The 19,501-nt window shown below is 61.6% G+C and carries 19 protein-coding genes; 12 read left to right on the forward strand and 7 right to left on the reverse strand.

Annotated elements, in window-relative coordinates; translation table 11 throughout:
* Positions 1–123: 123 nt before the first annotated feature.
* Positions 124–744, reverse strand: coding sequence for a TetR/AcrR family transcriptional regulator (locus ACXR0M_RS08485; protein ID WP_038365564.1), 621 nt, complete (start codon positions 742–744; stop codon positions 124–126).
* A gap of 139 nt (positions 745–883) precedes the next feature.
* On the opposite strand from ACXR0M_RS08485, the gene copC reads away from it, so the two are divergent.
* Together copC and copD are read left to right on the forward strand one after the other, a co-directional pair.
* Positions 884–1,246: a copper homeostasis periplasmic binding protein CopC gene (copC, locus tag ACXR0M_RS08490; protein ID WP_458831482.1), complete on the forward strand. Its 363-nt coding sequence runs from the start codon at positions 884–886 to the stop codon at positions 1,244–1,246.
* 3 nt (positions 1,247–1,249) lie between these two features.
* Positions 1,250–2,104, forward strand: a complete 855-nt coding sequence (gene copD / locus ACXR0M_RS08495; protein ID WP_458831483.1) for a copper homeostasis membrane protein CopD — start codon at positions 1,250–1,252, stop codon at positions 2,102–2,104.
* Between the two features lie 116 nt (positions 2,105–2,220).
* On the opposite strand, the gene ACXR0M_RS08500 is transcribed toward copD, so the two are convergent.
* Both ACXR0M_RS08500 and ACXR0M_RS08505 read right to left on the reverse strand, forming a co-directional pair.
* Positions 2,221–3,363 (reverse strand): HlyD family secretion protein, encoded by a 1,143-nt coding sequence (locus ACXR0M_RS08500; protein WP_458831484.1) that lies wholly within the window; start codon positions 3,361–3,363, stop codon positions 2,221–2,223.
* Complete coding sequence (locus ACXR0M_RS08505; protein ID WP_458831485.1) at positions 3,360–5,015, reverse strand: MFS transporter; 1,656 nt, start codon at positions 5,013–5,015, stop codon at positions 3,360–3,362. Before ACXR0M_RS08505 ends, ACXR0M_RS08500 begins: the two co-directional genes overlap by 4 nt.
* A 293-nt stretch (positions 5,016–5,308) precedes the next feature.
* Here ACXR0M_RS08505 and ACXR0M_RS08510 point away from each other — a divergent pair, with 293 nt between their 5' ends.
* The 6 genes from ACXR0M_RS08510 (at position 5,309) to ACXR0M_RS08535 (ending at position 11,559) form a co-directional block, all read left to right on the forward strand.
* Entirely contained in the window at positions 5,309–6,604 is a 1,296-nt protein-coding gene (locus ACXR0M_RS08510; RefSeq protein ID WP_458831486.1) for an OprD family porin, read from the forward strand.
* Positions 6,605–6,888: 284 nt separating this feature from the next.
* Positions 6,889–7,713, forward strand: coding sequence for an NAD-dependent epimerase/dehydratase family protein (locus ACXR0M_RS08515; protein WP_458831487.1), 825 nt, complete (start codon positions 6,889–6,891; stop codon positions 7,711–7,713).
* A gap of 30 nt (positions 7,714–7,743) precedes the next feature.
* Entirely contained in the window at positions 7,744–8,637 is an 894-nt protein-coding gene (locus ACXR0M_RS08520) for an SMP-30/gluconolactonase/LRE family protein (RefSeq protein ID WP_458831676.1), read from the forward strand.
* Positions 8,638–8,701: 64 nt separating this feature from the next.
* A complete protein-coding gene (locus ACXR0M_RS08525) occupies positions 8,702–9,673 on the forward strand; it encodes a TRAP transporter substrate-binding protein (protein ID WP_458831488.1) in 972 nt (323 codons plus the stop codon).
* 78 nt (positions 9,674–9,751) lie between these two features.
* A complete protein-coding gene (locus tag ACXR0M_RS08530; RefSeq protein WP_458831489.1) occupies positions 9,752–10,279 on the forward strand; it encodes a TRAP transporter small permease in 528 nt (175 codons plus the stop codon).
* A complete protein-coding gene (locus ACXR0M_RS08535) occupies positions 10,279–11,559 on the forward strand; it encodes a TRAP transporter large permease (RefSeq protein WP_458831490.1) in 1,281 nt (426 codons plus the stop codon). The genes ACXR0M_RS08530 and ACXR0M_RS08535 overlap by 1 nt, the downstream gene beginning before the upstream one ends.
* Positions 11,560–11,656: 97 nt before the next feature.
* Here ACXR0M_RS08535 and ACXR0M_RS08540 read toward each other — a convergent pair whose 3' ends face one another.
* The 3 genes from ACXR0M_RS08540 to ACXR0M_RS08550 all read right to left on the reverse strand — a co-directional run bounded on the left by ACXR0M_RS08540 (position 11,657) and on the right by ACXR0M_RS08550 (position 14,220).
* Entirely contained in the window at positions 11,657–12,457 is an 801-nt protein-coding gene (locus ACXR0M_RS08540) for a sulfite exporter TauE/SafE family protein (protein WP_458831491.1), read from the reverse strand.
* A 9-nt stretch (positions 12,458–12,466) separates the two neighbouring features.
* A complete protein-coding gene (locus tag ACXR0M_RS08545) occupies positions 12,467–13,711 on the reverse strand; it encodes an NAD(P)/FAD-dependent oxidoreductase (protein WP_458831492.1) in 1,245 nt (414 codons plus the stop codon).
* A gap of 167 nt (positions 13,712–13,878) precedes the next feature.
* Positions 13,879–14,220 (reverse strand): ArsR/SmtB family transcription factor, encoded by a 342-nt coding sequence (locus tag ACXR0M_RS08550; RefSeq protein WP_007965280.1) that lies wholly within the window; start codon positions 14,218–14,220, stop codon positions 13,879–13,881.
* Between the two features lie 91 nt (positions 14,221–14,311).
* Between ACXR0M_RS08550 and ACXR0M_RS08555 the strand changes: the two genes are divergently transcribed.
* Positions 14,312–15,175 carry an MBL fold metallo-hydrolase gene (locus ACXR0M_RS08555; RefSeq protein ID WP_458831493.1) on the forward strand — a complete coding sequence of 288 codons (864 nt, stop codon included), beginning with the start codon at positions 14,312–14,314 and terminating at the stop codon, positions 15,173–15,175.
* A gap of 87 nt (positions 15,176–15,262) precedes the next feature.
* On the opposite strand, the gene bkdR is transcribed toward ACXR0M_RS08555, so the two are convergent.
* Entirely contained in the window at positions 15,263–15,751 is a 489-nt protein-coding gene (bkdR, locus tag ACXR0M_RS08560; RefSeq protein ID WP_025111414.1) for a Bkd operon transcriptional regulator BkdR, read from the reverse strand.
* Between the two features lie 184 nt (positions 15,752–15,935).
* On the opposite strand from bkdR, the gene ACXR0M_RS08565 reads away from it, so the two are divergent.
* Genes ACXR0M_RS08565 through ACXR0M_RS08575 form a run of 3 tightly spaced genes read left to right on the forward strand, consistent with a single transcriptional unit; the run spans position 15,936 to position 19,500 of the window.
* Positions 15,936–17,171 carry a 3-methyl-2-oxobutanoate dehydrogenase (2-methylpropanoyl-transferring) subunit alpha gene (locus ACXR0M_RS08565; protein ID WP_003224001.1) on the forward strand — a complete coding sequence of 412 codons (1,236 nt, stop codon included), beginning with the start codon at positions 15,936–15,938 and terminating at the stop codon, positions 17,169–17,171.
* A 1-nt stretch (position 17,172) separates the two neighbouring features.
* Positions 17,173–18,231: an alpha-ketoacid dehydrogenase subunit beta gene (locus ACXR0M_RS08570; protein ID WP_458831494.1), complete on the forward strand. Its 1,059-nt coding sequence runs from the start codon at positions 17,173–17,175 to the stop codon at positions 18,229–18,231.
* Complete coding sequence (locus ACXR0M_RS08575; protein WP_458831495.1) at positions 18,232–19,500, forward strand: dihydrolipoamide acetyltransferase family protein; 1,269 nt, start codon at positions 18,232–18,234, stop codon at positions 19,498–19,500.
* Position 19,501 lies beyond the last annotated feature (1 nt).

Here is a 19,501-nt window from a genome sequence, read left to right on the forward strand (position 1 = left end):
TGACGTCTTCGCGGGCAAGCCCGCTCCCACAGGGTCCTCTGGTGTACATGACACTTGAGGACAACCCGAAAACCTGTGGGAGCGGGCTTGCCCGCGAAAGGGCCCTCCACGTCACCACAAGACTCAAGGCTCCAACCCGATCCCGCGCAATATCACACTGGTCACGGTCTGCACCGCCCGCTCGAACTGCATGTCCGACAGCGGCTGGTGCTCGTTGAGAATATTCACCTGGTGATCGAAGTCGGCGTAATGCTGGGTCGAAGCCCAGATCATGTAGAGCAGGCTTGACGGTTCCACCGGCAGGATCCGCTTGTCTTCGACCCACTGGCGGATCTTCGCTTCCTTCATTTTTGCCCAGTCGTACAGGCTGACATCCAGCGCCTCGCCGAGGGTCGGTGCGCCGTGGATGATCTCGTTGGCCCAGACTTTCGAACCGTACGGCCGGCTGCGCGAGTGGTTCATCTTGGCGCGGATGTAACTGCTGAGCACCACCCGCGGGTCGTCGAACATCTCGAAGCACAGCGCATCCTGTTTCCACACTTCCAGCAGGTCGAACAGCACCGCGCTGTACAGCTCGCTCTTGGTCGAAAAGTAGTAATGCAGGTTGGAACGCGGCAATTGCACTTCGGCGGCGATATCGGCCATGGCGGTGCCGCCGAAACCTTTTTCGGCGAAGACTTTTTCCGCCGCCAAGAGGATTTTCTCGACGTTGCTGCGACGAATCTCGATCTTGTGATTGCCCATGTGGGCTCCCTGACAACAGCGTTGCCCAAGACTAGCACCCGCTCTGGCCTCGGGGCGACCGCTGCCACGAAACTTCGTACAGACGCGTGCGGATGAGTAAACTGGGCGCCTCTTTGTTCCTGCCTCCGAGGTATCCGCGATGCTGTTGAAGAACGTCCTCACCACCACTGCCCTGCTCGCCTCGCTGTTCGCCGCCTCTTCGGTTTTCGCCCACGCCCACCTGAAAAGCCAGACTCCGGCCGCCGACAGCACCGTCGCCGCACCGGCGGAGCTGCGCCTGACCTTCTCCGAAGGCGTCGAAGCCAGTTTCACCAAAGTCACCGTGACCCACGACGGCGCCCCGGTCGCGCTCAAGCCACTGACCACCGAAGGCGACAAAAAAACCCTGATCGTCACCCCGGCTGCACCGCTCGGCGCCGGTGAATACAAGGTCGAATGGCACGCGGTGTCGGTCGACACGCACAAGAGCGAAGGCGCCTACCAGTTCAAGGTCGGCCAGTAATTCATGAGTGAAGCGCTGGTACTGTGCCGCTTTGTGCATTTCAGCGTGGTGTTGCTGCTGTTCGGCGCCTGGCTGTTCCGGCCGTTGCTGCTCGAGGCGCCGGCGCCGGCGCTGGATCGGCAACTGGCACCACTCGCGCGTTGGCTGGCGGCGATTGCGCTGGTCAGCGGCATCGTCTGGGCGCTGCTGATCACCGCGAGCATGGCCGGCTCGACAGCGGCCACGTTCGATGCCGACACTCTCGGCGTGGTGCTGGGCACTACGTTTTTCGGGCAGGTCTGGCGCTGGCATCTGCTGCTTAATGCGTTGTTGCTGGGGCTGCTGTTCACGCCGTGGCGTTCGAGCACGCCGTTGCGCCTTGGTTTGGCTGCGTTGCTGTTGGCGACGCTGGCGCCGGTCGGGCATGGCGCGATGCTCGATGGCCGCAGCGGGCAACTGCTGATCCTCAACCAGATCGTGCACCTGACGTGCGTGGCAGCGTGGCTCGGCGGGTTGTTGCTGCTGGTGCTGATCTTGCGCCAGCCGAGCGAGCCGCGTGATGTATTGCGACGCTTCAGTGGGGTCGGTTACTGGCTGGTGGCGGGCCTGCTGATCAGCGGCTTGATCAACGTGCGCGTGCTCACCGGTCAGTGGTGGCCGACGCCGCTGTTCGCAGGGTTTGCGCTGATTCTGCTGATCAAGGCTGCGCTGGTGCTGGGCATGCTTGGGCTGGCGTTGTTCAACCGCTTGCGGATTGAGGATGGCCAACAGCGGCTGGGCGCGCTCAGGCGCAGTGTGGTGCTGGAGTGGTTGTTGGGGGTTGGGGCTGTGGCGGCGGTCTCGCTGCTCGGTACTTTGCCGCCGATGATTGCTGCCTGAAAACCACTACCCTTGTGGGAGCTGGCTTGCCAGCGATGACATCGGCACATCCGAAAAATCTGTTGCTGACACACCGCCATCGCTGGCAAGCCAGCTCCCACAAGGTTTTGTGTTGATCAATGCGGCTGTGTATCACCCGCCGCCGTGTCGATGCTGACCACCACCGACATCCCCGGACGCAGCCGTTCCTCTTCCTGCTGATCCGGATCGATGGTGATCCGCACCGGCACCCGCTGGGCGATCTTGACGAAGTTGCCGGTGGCGTTATCCGCCTGCAGCAGAGCGAACTCCGAGCCGGTGCCGGGCGAGATGTGCTGCACGTGGCCGGTGAATTTGCGGTGGTTCAAGGCATCGACGGTAAAGCGCACCGGCTGCCCGACGCGCACGTTGTCCATCTGGGTTTCCTTCATGTTGGCGATCACCCATTTCTGGTTCGGCACCAGCGCCATCAGCTGCGCCCCGGAGTTGACGTAGGCGCCGAGGCGCACGCCGATCTGCCCGAGCTGGCCGTCACGCGGGGCGAGGATGCGGGTGTTGGACAAGTCGATCCGCGCCAGTTGCACCGCCGCTTCGGCGCTGGCCACCGCGGCTTCCAGCGAACCGCGATTGACGATCACCGTTTGCAGATCCTGCCGGGCGATTTCCAGATTGGCCTTGGCTTGCGCCACCGCCGCAATGCTCTGCGCATTGGCCGCCAGCGCTACGTCCATCTCGCGTTTGGACACTGAGCCGTCACCCACCAACTCCTTGTTACGCCGCAGATCGGCCTCGCTTTTACGCAATTGCGCTTCGCTGTCGGCCACCACCGCCTGACGCAATTTGATCGTCGCTTCGGCGCTGTTGCGTTGCTGCACCACGTTGGCCAGGCCGGCCTTCTGCACCGCCAGTTGCGCCAGCGCCTGATCGAGGCGTTGCTGGTAAATCCGGTCGTCCAGGCGCACCAGCAAATCGCCAGCCTTCACATACTGGAAGTCCTGCACCGGCACCTCGAACACGTAGCCGCTGAGCTGCGGCCCGATGATCGTCACCTGCCCGCGCACCAAGGCGTTTTCGGTGGTTTCCACCGCGCTGCTGAACGGCGGCAGTTGCCAAGCGTAAAGCACCACCAGCACGCCGACGATGGCAATCGCGGCAAAACCCAGCGAGGAGATGATCCGCACCCGCAACGAGCGCGGCTCGGTGTTCGGCGAGGACGGCGGCGCCACGCCTTCCGGGGTGGCGGCGATGGCATTGGTGGTTGTGGTCGTCGGTTCGGTCATGAATGGGAGGCACCGCCAGGAGGAACGGAAGGCGCTGGGGCGACGGCTTTGGTGGTGCTCATCAGCCACAGCGCACGAATGGACAGCCAGATCATGGTCATCACCGCAATCACGGCAATCAGCATGAATACATCGTTATAGGCCAGCACGTTGGCTTCGCGGGTCGCGGCATTTGCCAGACTGCGAATGCCCTGCAGGTTGCGCAGGCTCGGGTCGGCCAATACCGAGCCGAGCGCCGAGCCGCCGCTCTGCACCCGCGCAGCGACCAGCGGATCGGACAGCGTCAGGTGTTCGACCAGGTGACTGGAATGGAATTTCTCGCGCGCGATCTGGAACGTGCCCAACAGCGCCGCGCCGAGCAGGCCGCCGAGGTTGTTGCAGATCCCGAACAGCACCGAAAAACTCACCAGATTGCGCGGATTGGTCAGCACATTGCTGGTGCCGAAAACCATGGTCGGGCCAAGGAAAAACGTACTGCCGAAGGCCAGCAGGAACTGGCTGACATACAGGTTCGCCGGGCGCGTCAGGTTGTTGGAAAAACTGTCCATCACCGAGCCGGTCGCCATCAACGCCAGCGAGATGATCAGCGGCATCAGCAGGTGCTTGGGATCGATGGTCAGCGCACTGGTCGCCAACCCGGCGACGCTGCCGATCAGCATCACCACGTACAGGCTGTGCAACTGCTCGTAGCCCATGTTCAGGTTCTGCATGAAACCGACGGCGCCGGTGGATTGCTCCGAGGTGACCATGCGGATCAGGGTCACCGCCAGCGCCAGACGGATCATCGTGCCGCTGCCGAGCCAACGGGTCATCAGCATCGGGTTGCTGCGATTGTGTTCGATCGCCAGGCCGGCAAGGATCAACGCTATCGACGCGGCCAGCGCGTAGCCGATCCAGTTCGCCTCCAGCCACCAGTCGATGCGCCCCAGCGACAGCACCGCACAGAGCAGCGCCACGCCGCTGGCGAGAATGGCGAAGGTCAGAAAGTCCAGCGGTTCGAAGGTTTTGAAGCGATCCCCCGGCGGCAATTTGAGCAGCAACACGCAGCCCAGCGAGAGCAAGGCCAGGCCCAGTTCGAACAGGTACAAGCCGCGCCATTCGGCGATTTGCAGCAGGTCTTCGGAAAACAGTCGCGCCAGCGGTAGCGCCAGTTGTGAAGCGCCCAACCCGAGCACCAGCGCCTTGAGTCGCCACTTGGCCGGGAGCGCCTGGATCATGTAATACAGACCCAGCGAACTCAGCGCCGCACCGACCATGCCGTGGGCCGCGCGCACCGCGATGGCCGAACTCAGGTCATTGACGAACAGATGGCCGAAGGTCACCAGCGCATACAGCACCAGAAACACCTCGGTGAATGCGCGCAGGCCGAACTGCTGGCGAAACTTCACCAGCAACAGGTTCATCGACACGTTGGTCATTACGTACGCGGCCGGCAGCCAGGCCATCTCCGCCGTGGTCGCCCCCAGCGAGCCTTGCAGGTAAGGCAGGTTGGCAACCACCAGCGAGTTGCCCAAGCCACCGGTGATCGCCACCAGCAACCCGACCAGCGCATAGGCCAGGCGCTTGGGGCTGGAATGCAGCGGCGTCGAGGGGGAACCGGGCAGACTGGGCTTCTCGTGTGGCTGCCAGTCGCGCGGGGCGTATCGATCCATTCAAAGGCCTTGTGCGGGGGGTGAGTGAAGTTTGCCGCAAATTCATTGGCAACACACATCCCATGGACAACACAAATCACTGTAGGAGCTGCGGCACGCTGCGATCTTTTGATCTTGTTCTTAAAAAATCAAAGTCAAAAGATCGCAGCGTGCCGCAGCTCCTACAGGATGATCAGTTTTGTCTGACAACTCACCGTTGACATTCCCTGAAAATGCAGGAAATATCCGCAGCGATGTTGTACGACGACGTATAACAAATAATAAAAACAAAAAGTCAAACAGGGAGCGTCACAGTGAGCACACTCGTCTGCAATTCCGTCCGCCCTTCGCGCTTTTACGCCACTCGCCCACGTACGACTTTAAGCCTGATCGGCTGCAGCAGCCTCGCCCTCGCCCTGCCGATGGGCGCCGATGCCGAAGGCTTTCTCGAGGACAGCAAAGCCACGCTGAACCTGCGCAACGCCTACTTCAATCGCAACTTCGTCAACCCGGCTTACCCGCAAGGCAAGGCTGAAGAGTGGACGCAGAACTTCATTCTCGACGCCCGATCCGGTTTCACCCAAGGCACTGTCGGTTTCGGCCTTGACGTGCTCGGGCTGTATTCGCAAAAGCTCGACGGCGGCAAAGGCACCGGCGGCACGCAGTTGCTGCCGATCCACGATGACGGACGCCCGGCCGACAATTTCGGCCGTCTCGGCGTGGCACTAAAGACCAGGCTGTCGAAGACTGAATTGAAGGTCGGCGAGTGGATGCCGGTGCTGCCGATCCTGCGCTCGGACGATGGCCGCTCGCTGCCGCAGACTTTTCGCGGCGGACAGATCACCTCCACCGAGATCAATGGCCTGACCGTCTACGGCGGCCAGTTTCGCGGCAACAGCCCGCGCAACGATGCGAGCATGGAAGACATGTCCATGAACGGACGCGGCGCCTTCACCTCGGATCGCTTCAACTTCGGCGGCGGCGAGTACACCTTCAACGACAAGCGCACCCTGATCGGGGTGTGGTACGCCGAACTCAGCGACATCTACCAGCAGCAGTATTTCAACCTCAGCCACTCGCAGCCGCTGGGTGACTGGACCCTGGGCGCCAACCTCGGCTTCTTCACCGGCAAGGAAGATGGCAGCGCTCGGGCCGGCGACCTCGACAACAAGACCGCGTTTGCCATGCTTTCGGCGAAATACGGCGGCAACACGTTTTATCTCGGCCTGCAAAAGCTCTCCGGCGACGACGGCTGGATGCGGGTCAACGGCACCAGCGGCGGCACCCTGGCCAACGACAGCTACAACGCCAGTTATGACAACGCCAAAGAGCGCTCCTGGCAGTTGCGTCACGACTACAACTTCGTCGCCCTCGGCATTCCCGGCCTGACCCTGATGAACCGCTACATCAGCGGCGACAACGTGCACACCGGGACGATAACCGACGGCAAGGAATGGGGGCGCGAATCGGAACTGGGCTACACCGTGCAAAGCGGGGCGCTGAAAAACCTTAATGTGAGATGGCGCAACGCGACGATTCGCCGGGACTTCAGCAGCAATGAGTTCGATGAGAACCGGGTGTTTATCAGCTACCCGATTTCGTTGTTGTGATCTCCAATCGGTCACCGACCAATACCTGTGGTGAGGGGATTTATCCCCGATCAACTGCGCAGCAGTTGCCAGCGTTCTATGTGGAAAATGAAGGGGGGGCTGCTGCGCACCCCATCGGGGATAAATCCCCTCACCACAAATTATTCATCTACAGGAGACAGGATTTGGCCATCCGTCATCTACCCCAAAAGTCGCGTTGACAAGTTCCGGAAACCCTACCGATACTTCAGCGCAGTCATACGACAACCTACAACAAACCTAATAACAATGTGTAAGGGATTGCCATGACGTCTAAACCTGTTCCACCTACCCCTTTCAACCGCCTGCTGCTGACGGGCGCTGCCGGGGGCCTCGGCAAAATCCTGCGCGAGCGCCTGCGCCCTTATGCCAATGTCCTGCGTCTTTCCGATATCGCCGCCCTCGCCTCGGCCGTCGATGATCGTGAAGAAATCGTCCTTTGCGACCTCGCTGACAAACAGGCCGTGCATCAACTGGTCGAAGGCGTCGACGCGATTCTGCATTTCGGCGGCGTCTCCGTGGAGCGGCCCTTCGAGGAAATCCTCGGCGCCAACATCTGCGGCGTGTTTCACATCTACGAAGCCGCGCGCCGGCATGGCGTGAAACGGGTGATCTTCGCCAGTTCCAACCACGTCATCGGCTTCTATAAACAGGATGAACAGCTCGACGCCAGCTCTGCGCGGCGCCCCGATGGTTACTACGGATTGTCCAAGTCCTATGGCGAAGACATGGCCAATTTCTACTTCGATCGCTACGGCATCGAGACCGTCAGCATCCGCATCGGCTCCTCGTTCCCCGAGCCGCAAAACCGCCGAATGATGCACACCTGGCTGAGTTTCGACGACCTCACGCAACTGCTCGAACGCGCGCTGTACACGCCGGACGTCGGCCACACAGTGGTCTACGGCATGTCGGCCAACAAGGAGGTGTGGTGGGACAACCGTTTCGCCAGCCACCTCGGATTCGAGGCGAAGGACAGCTCCGAAATATTCCGCGAAAAAGTCGAGGCGCAACCGCTGCCGGCGGCCGATGACCCGGCGCGGATCTACCAGGGCGGCGCGTTTGTCGCGGCCGGCCCGTTCGGCGACTGATCACTGCGAAAACGACACAAGGGAATGAGTATGCAAGCCGAATTGATCGTCGACGCCCGCAACGCCGTGGGCGAAAGCCCGGTGTGGGTGGCGCAGGAAAACGCGCTGTACTGGGTGGATATTCCCAACGGCGAACTGCAACGCTGGAGCGCTGACAGCGGCCAGGTGCACGCCTGGAAAACCCCGGAAATGCTCGCCTGCATTGCCCGCGACAGCCGTGGTGGCTGGATCGCCGGGATGCAGAGCGGCTTATTTCATCTGCAGCCGAATAGCGACGGCAGCCTCGACAGCCAGCGAATCGCCCGCGTCGAGCACAGCCGCGAAGACATGCGCCTCAACGATGGCCGCTGCGATCGGCAGGGCCGTTTCTGGGCCGGCAGCATGGTGCTGAACATGGGCCTGAACGCTGCTGAAGGCCGGCTCTATCGTTACGGCGCCGCAGCGTCGGGCGTGATCGAAGCACAACTCGACGGTTTCATCGTGCCCAACGGCCTGGCCTTCAGCCCCGACGGCAAAACCATGTACCTGTCGGATTCGCATCCCGCCGTGCAGTTGATCTGGGCCTTCGATTACGACAGCGAAACCGGCACGCCGTCGAACCGACGCGTGTTCGTCGACATGAACCACTTCCCCGGCCGCCCCGATGGCGCCGCCGTGGACGCCGAAGGTTTCTACTGGATCTGCGCCAACGACGCCGGGCTGATCCACCGCTTTGCACCGGACGGCCGACTCGACTTCTCGCTGGCGGTGCCGGTGAAAAAACCGACCATGTGTGCCTTCGGCGGCAGCCGCATGGACACCTTGTTCGTGACCTCGATTCGTCCCGGCGACGACCACGACCCGCAATCCGTGGCCGGCGGCGTGTTCGCCCTCAACCCCAACGTCAAAGGCCTGCCGGAGCCGCTGTTCAACGATTCCCTGTAACACCCGCCTGTGCTGCACCGCTGCGCCTTGAACAGAAAAATAACAAGACTGGAGACTCACCCCCATGTACTTCAAACGCACCTTGCTCGCCGTCGCTCTACCGCTCGCCTTCTCTCTCGCCAACGCCGCCCAGGCGCTGGAAATCAAATTCGCCGACATTCATCCCGCCGGCTATCCCACCGTGGTCGCCGAAGAAAGCATGGGCAAAGCCCTGACCAAGGAAACCAACGGCGAACTGACCTTCAAGTACTTCCCGGGCGGTGTGCTCGGCTCGGAAAAAGAAGTCATCGAGCAAGCGCAGGTTGGCGCGATCCAGATGACCCGTGTCAGCCTCGGCATCGTCGGCCCGGTGGTGCCGGATGTGAACGTGTTCAACATGCCGTTCATCTTCCGCGACCAGGCGCACATGCGCGCAGTCATCGATGGCGAAGTCGGCGATGCGATCCTCGACCGGATCACCAACTCCGAATTCGGCCTGGTGGCGCTGGCGTGGATGGACGGCGGCACGCGCAACATCTACACCAAGAAACCGGTGCGCAAACTCGAAGACCTCAAGGGCATGAAAATCCGCGTACAGGGCAACCCGATGTTCATCGAGACCATCAACGCCATGGGCGGCAATGGCATTGCGATGGACACCGGGGAGATCTTCAGCGCCCTGCAGACCGGCGTGATCGACGGCGCGGAAAACAACCCGCCGACCCTGCTCGAACACAACCACTTTCAGAACGCCAAGTTCTACAGCCTGACCGGGCACCTGATCCTGCCCGAGCCGATCGTGATGTCGAAAATCACCTGGGAAAAACTCACTCCCGACCAGCAGACCCTGGTGAAAAAAGCCGCCAAGGCCGCGCAGCTTGAAGAGCGCGCGCTGTGGGATGCGAAGTCCGCCAGCAGTGAAGAAAAACTCAAGGCTGCCGGCGTCGAGTTCATCACCGTCGACAAGAAACCTTTCTACGAGGCCACTGCCTCGGTTCGCGAGAAATACGGCGCGCCTTACGCCGACCTGATCAAGCGCATCGAAGCGGTGCAGTAAGCCCCCAGACCTAAATCAAAGGCCCGGCAGCGCTGCCCCCGCTCGATGTGCGCGGCTGCCCGGTTACGGTGGAACCCGATGAAGAATTCGCTGCTGCGCCTCAACGATTTGCTCTACATGACCTGCATCTGGGTCGCCGGCCTGTCCGTGCTGGCCATCGCCCTGATCATTCCCTGGGGCGTGTTCGCCCGTTACGCCCTCGGCACCGGTTCGAGCTGGCCGGAACCCACCGCCATCCTGCTGATGATGGTCTTCACCTTTATCGGCGCCGCCGCCAGTTATCGCGCTGGTGCGCACATGGCGGTGGCGATGGTCACCGACCGTTTGCCACCGAGCCTGCGCAGCACCATGAGCATCGTCACCCAGTTGTTGATGGCGACCATCTGCCTGTTCATGACCATTTGGGGCGCCAAGCTGTGTGCCTCGACCTGGAATCAGTTCATGAGCGCCCTGCCGACCCTGCGCGTCGGTATCACCTACATGCCTATCCCGATTGGCGGCGCACTGACGCTGATCTTCGTGCTGGAAAAACTCCTGCTCGGCGATCAAAGCAATCGTCGCGTGGTGCGCTTCGACCTGGTTGAAGAAAACGAAGGGGCTGCCTGATGGACGCATTGATTCTGCTGGGCAGTTTTATCGTTTTGATCCTGATCGGCATGCCGGTCGCCTACGCCCTCGGGCTGTCGGCGTTGATCGGCGCGTGGTGGATCGACATCCCGTTTCAGGCGCTGATGATTCAGGTCGCCGGCGGGGTGAACAAGTTTTCGCTGCTGGCGATCCCGTTCTTCGTGCTGGCCGGGGCAATCATGGCCGAGGGCGGCATGTCGCGGCGGCTGGTGGCGTTCGCCGGGGTACTGGTGGGTTTCGTGCGCGGTGGTCTGTCGCTGGTCAACATCATGGCCTCGACGTTTTTCGGTGCGATCTCCGGTTCATCGGTGGCCGACACGGCGTCGGTAGGTTCGGTACTGATTCCGGAAATGGAACGCAAAGGCTATCCGCGCGAGTTCTCCACGGCGGTCACCGTCAGTGGTTCGGTGCAGGCGCTGTTGACCCCGCCGAGTCATAACTCGGTGCTCTATTCGCTGGCGGCCGGCGGCACCGTGTCCATCGCCTCGCTGTTCATGGCCGGCATCGTCCCCGGGCTGTTGATGAGCGCATGCCTGATGGTGCTGTGCCTGATCTTCGCGAAGAAGCGCGATTACCCCAAAGGTGAAGTGATCCCGCTGCGCGAGGCGCTGAAGATCTGCGGCGAAGCGTTGTGGGGCATGATGGCGATGGTGATCATCCTCGGCGGGATTCTTTCCGGGATCTTCACCGCCACCGAGTCCGCCGCCATCGCGGTGCTGTGGGCGTTCTTCGTCACCATGTTCATCTACCGCGACTACAAGTGGCGCGAACTGCCGAAGCTGATGCACCGCACGGTGCGGACGATTTCGATCGTGATGATCCTGATCGGTTTCGCCGCGAGCTTCGGCTACATCATGACCCTGATGCAGATCCCGGCAAAAATCACCACGCTGTTCCTGACCCTGTCGGACAACCGCTACGTGATCCTGATGTGCATCAACGTGATGCTGCTGTTGCTCGGCACGGTGATGGACATGGCGCCACTGATCCTGATCCTGACGCCGATCCTGATGCCGGTGATTCTTGGCATCGGCGTCGATCCCGTGCAGTTCGGCATGATCATGCTGGTGAACCTGGGAATCGGCCTGATCACACCGCCGGTGGGTGCAGTGCTGTTTGTCGGCTCGGCGGTGGGCAAGGTCAGTATCGAAAGCACGGTGAAGGCGCTGCTGCCGTTCTACGCGGTGCTGTTTCTGGTGCTGATGCTGGTGACCTACATTCCGGCGATTTCGCTGTGGTTGCCGCATTTGGTGCTGTAAAAAGCGAAAAGATCGCAGCCTTCGTCAGCTCCTACAGGGATTACGCGTTCCCCCTGTAGGAGCTGCCGAAGGCTGCGATCTTTTGATCTTCACCCAATCAAGCGCGAAGCAGCATATACCCCGCCACCACCAGACACACCCCGGCAAACCCCACCTGCAACGCCCGCGCCGGAACCCGCGCGCACAATTTGCGCCCGATAACCATGCCGACCACGCTGGCCACGATAAACGCCGCGCCCTGCCCGTCAATCCGCACACCGGCGTGAAACGAGCCGATCACGCCAATCGCCGAAATCAGGCTGATCACCATCAACGAGGTCGCGACGATGCCGCGCATCTGCACATCGGTCAGTTGCTTGAACGCCGGCACGATCAGAAAACCACCACCAACGCCGAGCAATCCTGAAACCACCCCGGTCACCGCGCCCAACGCCGCGAGGGTCGCGGTGCATTTGGCGGTCCAGTCGAAACGCCCGGTCTGTTCGTTGAGCATGCAGTTCTTCTGGCCCCAACTGGCGTGACCGTGATCGCTTGGGCCTTGCTGCTGACGTTCACGGCGCAGCATGCGCCAGGCGACCATGACCATCAGCAGACTGAAGAGGATCATCAGGATCTTCTCCGGCAACTGGTGCGCGAAGTAGATGCCCAACGGCGAAAACACCGCGCCGAGCGCGGCAATCAGCAGCGCCGCGCGATAGCGCACCAGACCATGGCGCAAACCATCGATGGCCCCCACTGCCGCCGCACTGCCCACCGCGAATAACGCCACGGGCGCGGCCTGGGTCATCGTCCAGCCCAGACCGAGCACCAGCGCCGGCACCGCGAGAATCCCGCCGCCCGCGCCGGTCAGCCCAAGAACCAACCCCATCAACACGCCAAACAGACTTGCCAGCAACATAGGGAGTTCTCAGTCGACTTTGGACAGACCGGTCAGCCACTCGCGGCCCTTGAGCATGCCGTTCCAGTAGAACCACGGCAGCAGCGTCGCCTTGAGGAACCACGCCGAGCGACGTGGCACCGTGGCATCGAGGGCGAAGGTCGGCAGCAACTTTCCGCCGTAACCGAATTCGGCGAGGATCACTTTGCCCTTCTCCACCGTCAGCGGGCAGGAGCCGTAGCCGTCGTATTTCAGCGGCAGTGGCTGGTGCTTGCGCAGCGCCAGGAGATTTTCCGCGACGACGACGATCTGCTTGCGCACGGCCGCCGCGGTTTTCGCATTGCTGGTGCCGCAGATGTCCCCGAGGCCGAACACCTCGGGATAACGCGGATGCTGCAGGCTGTGCGGATTGACTTCGCACCAGCCGGCGGCGTCGGCCAGCGCACTCTGGGCGATGAAGTCTGGCGCGACTTGCGGCGGCACCACGTGCAGCAGATCGAAGGTTTTTGCTTCACGGGTGATGTTGCCGTCGACGTCCCTGACCTCGAACCAGGCGGTTTTGGCCGGGCCGTCGACCTTGACCAGATTGCTGTTGAAGGCCAGTTGCGCGTTGTATTTCTCGATGTACTTCATCAGCGGCGGGACAAACGTGGCGACGCCGAACAGCGCCGCGCCGGCCAGATTGAATTCGACGTTGATCTGGTTCAGCACGCCGGTTTTGTGCCAGTGATCGCACGACAGATACAAGGCCTTCTGCGGCGCACCGGCGCATTTGATCGGCATCGCCGGCTGGGTGAACAGCGCCTTGCCGCCGCGCAATTTCTGCACCTGATCCCAGGTGTATTGCGCGTGCTGATAGCTGTAGTTGGAGGTCACGCCGTGCTGGCCGAGGCTTTCCTGCAGGCCTTCGATTTTCTCCCAGGCCAGGCGCAGGCCGGGACAGACGATCAGGTTCTGGTAGGTGACGCTGCGTTGGTCGTTGAGGGTCAGCCGGCGCTGCTCGGGATCGATGCCGGTGACCGCCGCCTGAATCCAGGTGGCCTGACGCGGCATTACCTTGTTCATCGGGCGCACGGTGTCCTTGACGTCGTAGGCGCCACCGCCGACCAGCGTCCACGCCGGCTGGTAGTAGTGCTGGGCGCCGGGCTCGATCACGGTGATGTTCAGCGTCGGATCACGCTTGAGCAGACTGGCGACAAAGCCGATGCCGGCGGTACCGCCGCCAATGACCACGATATCGGCACTGATGGATGGGCCCCAGTGTTGATCGTTCATTGCTTGTTCCTTATTGCTGCACGCAAGGATTGTTCAGCCTCTACCAAAATCCTGTGGGAGCTGGCTTGCCAGCGATGGCGGAGTTCCAGTCGCCATGAATGTTGGCTGACACACCCTCATCGCTGGCAAGCCAGCTCCCACAGGATCCACACGATGTTGGCTGGCATTTATTGGTGACCCAGACTTTTCAGCACCGCCCCGCAATAAAGCCCCGACAGGGTCTTCATCACCTGAATCACTTCCGGACTGGCCAGCCCGTAAAAGATGTATTTGCCTTCACGGCGGGTCGCCACCAGCCCTTCATCACGCAGGATCCCCAGTTGCTGGGACAACGTTGGCTGGCGCACGCCGGTCATTTTTTCCAGCTCGCCGACGTTGCGCTCGCCCTGGGTCAACTGGCACAGAATCAGCAGGCGATCCTCATTGGCCAGCGCCTTGAGCAGCGCACAGGCCTTGGAGGCGGACGCCCGCAACTGGGCGACTTCACATTCGGTCAGACTGGATTGCATTTGCACGAGGCCTTCAACGTCACTTAAGCTGCGAACATTATGTTTTTAGATAAAGTGTTGCAACCCATTTCCCTGATTCAGGTTGGTGTCCATGCCCGCGCAGATTGAAGCTTTCCTCGACCCCGCCTCCTCGACCTACAGTTATGTGGTCTATGAAGCCGATGGCGGACAGTGTGCGATCGTCGATCCGGTGCTCGATTACGACGGCGCCGCCGGTCGCACCTGCACCGCGCAAGCCGACAAAATCATCGCCTTCGTCCGCGCGCATCGGCTGCAGGTGCAATGGTTGCTGGAAACCCACGCCCACGCTGATCACCTGTCCGCCGCGCCATATCTGCGCCGCGAACTGGGCGGCAAGATCGCCATCGGCGCGTCGATCAGCAAGGTGCAGAACGTGTTCAAGGCGCTGTTCAATCTGGAGCCGGAGTTCTGCGTCGACGGCTCGCAGTTCGATCACCTGTTCGCGCCGAACGAGTCATTCATGATCGGCAACCTCAAGGCCACCGCCCTGCACGTCCCCGGCCACACCCCGGCGGACATGGCCTACCTGATCGACGGCGAGCAGATCCTGGTCGGCGACACGCTGTTCATGCCCGACGTCGGCACCGCCCGCTGCGACTTCCCCGGCGGCAACGCGCATCAACTGTTCAATTCGATCCACAAACTGCTGGCCTTCCCCGCCAGCGTCAAACTCTACGTCTGCCACGACTACCCGCCCGAAGGCCGCGCCGCACAGTGCCAAACCACCGTTGGCGAGCAGCGCAAAAGCAACATTCATGTGCATGACGGGATTGATAAGGCGGCGTTTGTCGAAATGCGCACCAAACGCGATGCCGGGCTCGGGATGCCGACGTTGCTGCTGCCGGCGATTCAGGTGAATGTGCGGGCGGGGAATATGCCGCCGGCGGAAGACAATGGCGTGGTTTATCTGAAAGTGCCAATTAACAAGCTTTAACAGCAAAAGATCGCAGCCTGCGGCAGCTCCTACAGAAGGATCACCGTCCCCCTGTAGGAGCTGCCGCAGGCTGCGATCTTTTGCTCTTCAAGCCCCCAACGTCAGCCCATTCGCCGGCAACGGCAACGCGGTCTTGTAGCGCACCTGCTTGAGCGCAAAGCTCGAGCGAATGTTCGCCACGCCCGGCACCTTGGTCAGAAAGTCCATCATGAACCGCTCCAGCGACTGAATGGTCGGCACCAGCACCCGGATCAGGTAGTCCGGGTCGCCAGCCATCAGGTAGCACTCCATCACCTCGGGGCGATCGGAGATTGCCTCTTCGAAATGCTGCAACGCTTCCTCGACCTGCTTCTCCAGGCTGACATGGATGAACACATTCACATGCAGCCCGAGCAAATCGGCATCGAGCAGCGTCACCTGCTCGCGAATCAGACCCAATTCTTCCATCGCCTTGACCCGGTTGAAACACGGCGTCGGCGACAGATTCACTGAGCGCGCGAGATCGGCGTTGGTGATGCGCGCGTTCTCCTGAAGGCTGTTGAGAATGCCGATGTCGGTACGGTCCAGTTTGCGCATGAGACAAAACCACCTGTTTTTTATGTTTATGCAGAATTTCTATCTGCAAATCGTCTCCAGCGCAACGAAACAGAGAGAAATATTCTCCTTGCCCGCGCCTATGATTGTTGTAGGACAAGATTTCTTTATCGAAGAATGACTGCCAGCTCACTACAAGAAATTCACAAGATCGAGCGTAGAAGCCATGACCCAAGCGTATGAACCGCTGCGTCTGCACGTCCCTGAACCTTCGGGCCGCCCAGGCTGCAAAACCGACTTCTCCTACCTGCATCTGACCGATGCGGGCACGGTGCGCAAACCTTCCATTGATGTAGAACCCGCCGACACCGCCGACCTCGCCCGTGGCCTGATTCGCGTGCTCGACGACCAAGGCAACGCCCTCGGCCCGTGGGCCGAGAACGTGCCGGTCGAGATTCTGCGCAAGGGCATGCGCGCCATGCTCAAGACGCGGATCTACGACAACCGCATGGTGGTCGCCCAGCGCCAGAAAAAGATGTCGTTCTACATGCAGAGCCTTGGCGAAGAAGCCATCGGCAGCGCCCAGGCCCTGGCTTTGAACATCGACGACATGTGCTTCCCGACCTACCGCCAGCAAAGCATCCTGATGGCCCGCGAAGTGCCGCTGGTTGACCTGATCTGCCAGTTGCTGTCCAACGAGCGCGATCCGCTCAAGGGCCGGCAGTTGCCGATCATGTACTCGGTCAAGGACGCCGGTTTCTTCACCATCTCCGGCAACCTCGCCACCCAGTTCATTCAGGCCGTCGGCTGGGGCATGGCCTCGGCGATCAAGGGCGACACCAAAATCGCCTCGGCCTGGATCGGTGACGGCGCCACTGCCGAATCGGACTTCCACACCGCCCTCACCTTCGCGCACGTCTACCGCGCGCCGGTGATCCTCAACGTCGTCAATAACCAGTGGGCGATTTCGACCTTCCAGGCCATCGCCGGAGGTGAAGCCACTACCTTCGCCGGACGCGGCGTCGGTTGCGGGATTGCCTCGCTGCGCGTCGACGGCAACGATTTCTATGCGGTGTACGCCGCGTCTGCCTGGGCTGCCGAACGCGCCCGGCGCAACCTCGGGCCGACCATGATCGAATGGGTCACCTACCGCGCCGGCCCGCACTCGACCTCCGACGATCCGTCGAAATACCGTCCTGCCGATGACTGGAGCCACTTCCCGCTGGGCGACCCGATTGCCCGCCTCAAGCAGCATCTGATCAAGGTCGGTCACTGGTCGGAAGAAGAGCACGCCGCCGTCAGCGCCGAGCTGGAAGCCGAAGTGATTGCCGCGCAGAAACAGGCCGAACAGTACGGCACCCTCGCCGGCGGGCAGATTCCAAGCGCCGCGACCATGTTCGAAGACGTCTACAAAGAGATGCCGGAGCACTTGAAGCGCCAGCGTCAGCAGTTGGGGATCTGACATGAACGATCACAACAACAATATTCAGTTGGAAACCGCGATGACCACGACCACCATGACCATGATCCAGGCCCTGCGCTCGGCCATGGATGTGATGCTTGAGCGTGATGAAAATGTGGTGGTGTTCGGTCAGGACGTCGGCTATTTCGGCGGCGTGTTCCGTTGCACCGAAGGCCTGCAGACCAAGTACGGCACCTCCCGCGTGTTCGACGCGCCGATCTCCGAGAGTGGCATCGTCGGCGTTGCCGTGGGCATGGGTGCTTACGGCTTGCGTCCGGTGGCCGAGATTCAGTTTGCCGACTACGTGTACCCGGCCTCCGACCAGATCATTTCCGAAGCCGCACGTCTGCGTTATCGCTCGGCCGGCGAATTCACCGCGCCGATGACCCTGCGCATGCCCTGCGGCGGCGGCATCTACGGCGGCCAGACCCACAGCCAGAGCATCGAGGCGATGTTCACTCAAGTGTGCGGCCTGCGCACCGTGATGCCCTCCAACCCGTACGATGCCAAAGGCCTGCTGATCGCCTCCATCGAGAACGATGATCCGGTGATCTTCCTCGAGCCGAAACGCCTGTATAACGGCCCGTTCGACGGCCACCACGACCGCCCGGTAACCCCGTGGTCGAAACACCCGCAGGCACAAGTGCCTGATGGTTACTACACGGTGCCGCTGGACGTCGCCGCGATCACTCGTCCGGGCAAGGACGTCACCGTGCTGACTTACGGCACTACCGTCTACGTCTCGCAAGTCGCCGCCGAAGAATCCGGCGTTGACGCCGAAGTCATCGACCTGCGCAGCCTGTGGCCGCTGGACCTGGAAACCATCGTCAAATCGGTGAAGAAAACCGGCCGTTGCGTAGTGGTGCACGAAGCCACCCGCACCTGCGGTTTCGGCGCCGAGCTGGTGTCGCTGGTGCAAGAGCATTGCTTCCATCACCTGGAAGCGCCGATCGAACGCGTCACCGGTTGGGACACCCCCTACCCGCACGCGCAAGAGTGGGCGTATTTCCCAGGGCCGTCCCGTGTAGGCGCGGCGTTGAAACGGGTCATGGAGGTCTGAATGGGCACGCACGTTATCAAGATGCCGGACATCGGCGAAGGCATCGCAGAAGTGGAACTGTCGCAGTGGCACGTCAAGGTCGGCGACCTCGTGGTTGAAGACCAGGTGCTGGCGGATGTGATGACCGACAAGGCAATGGTCGATATTCCGTCGCCGGTGCACGGCAAGGTGATCGCGCTCGGTGGTCAGCCGGGTGAAGTGATGGCGGTCGGCAGTGTGCTGATCAGCATCGAGGTGGAAGGCGCCGGCAACTTGAAAGAGTCCGCCGCGCCAGCTCCGATCAAAGAAGCACCGGTGGCGTCAAAAGTTGAAAACGTGGTGGAGAGCAAACCTGCTGCCGCCCCGCGTCCGGCTGCGGTCTGCCAGGGCCCGATGGTTGCCCGCGAAGCCGATGAGCGTCCACTGGCCTCGCCGGCGGTGCGCAAACATGCATTGGATCTGGGTATTCAATTGCGCCTGGTACGCGGTTCCGGCCCGGCCGGTCGTGTACTGCACGAGGATCTCGAGGCCTATCTGGCGCAAGGTCAGTCGAACGCTTCAGCACCGGCGACCGCTGCTTACGCCCAGCGCAACGACGAAGAACAGATCCAGGTTATCGGCATGCGCCGCAAGATTGCCCAGCGCATGCAGGACGCCACCCAGCGTGCCGCCCACTTCAGTTACGTCGAGGAAATCGACGTCACCGCGATTGAGGAACTGCGTGCGCATCTCAACGAAAAGCATGGCGCGAGCCGTGGCAAGCTGACCTTGCTGCCGTTCCTGGTTCGTGCACTGGTCGTAGCTTTGCGCGACTTCCCGCAGATGAACGCCCGTTACGACGACGAAGCGCAGGTCATCACCCGTCTTGGCGCGGTGCATGTCGGCGTCGCTACGCAAAGCGATGTCGGCCTGATGGTGCCGGTGGTGCGTCACGCCGAAGCGCGCAGCCTGTGGGACAGCGCCGCAGAAATCTCGCGCCTGGCCAGTGCCGCGCGCAATGGCAAGGCCAGCCGCGACGAACTGTCCGGCTCGACCATCACCCTGACCAGCCTCGGCGCGCTGGGCGGGATCGTCAGCACCCCGGTGCTGAATCTGCCGGAAGTGGCGATCGTCGGCGTGAACAAAATCGTCGAACGCCCGATGGTCGTCAAAGGCCAGGTGGTGATCCGCAAGATGATGAACCTCTCCAGCTCCTTCGATCACCGCGTGGTCGACGGCATGGACGCGGCGCTCTTCATCCAGGCCATTCGTGGCCTGCTCGAACAACCCGCGACCCTGTTTGTGGAGTGAT

The organism is Pseudomonas sp. Eth.TT006 (assembly GCF_054456575.1).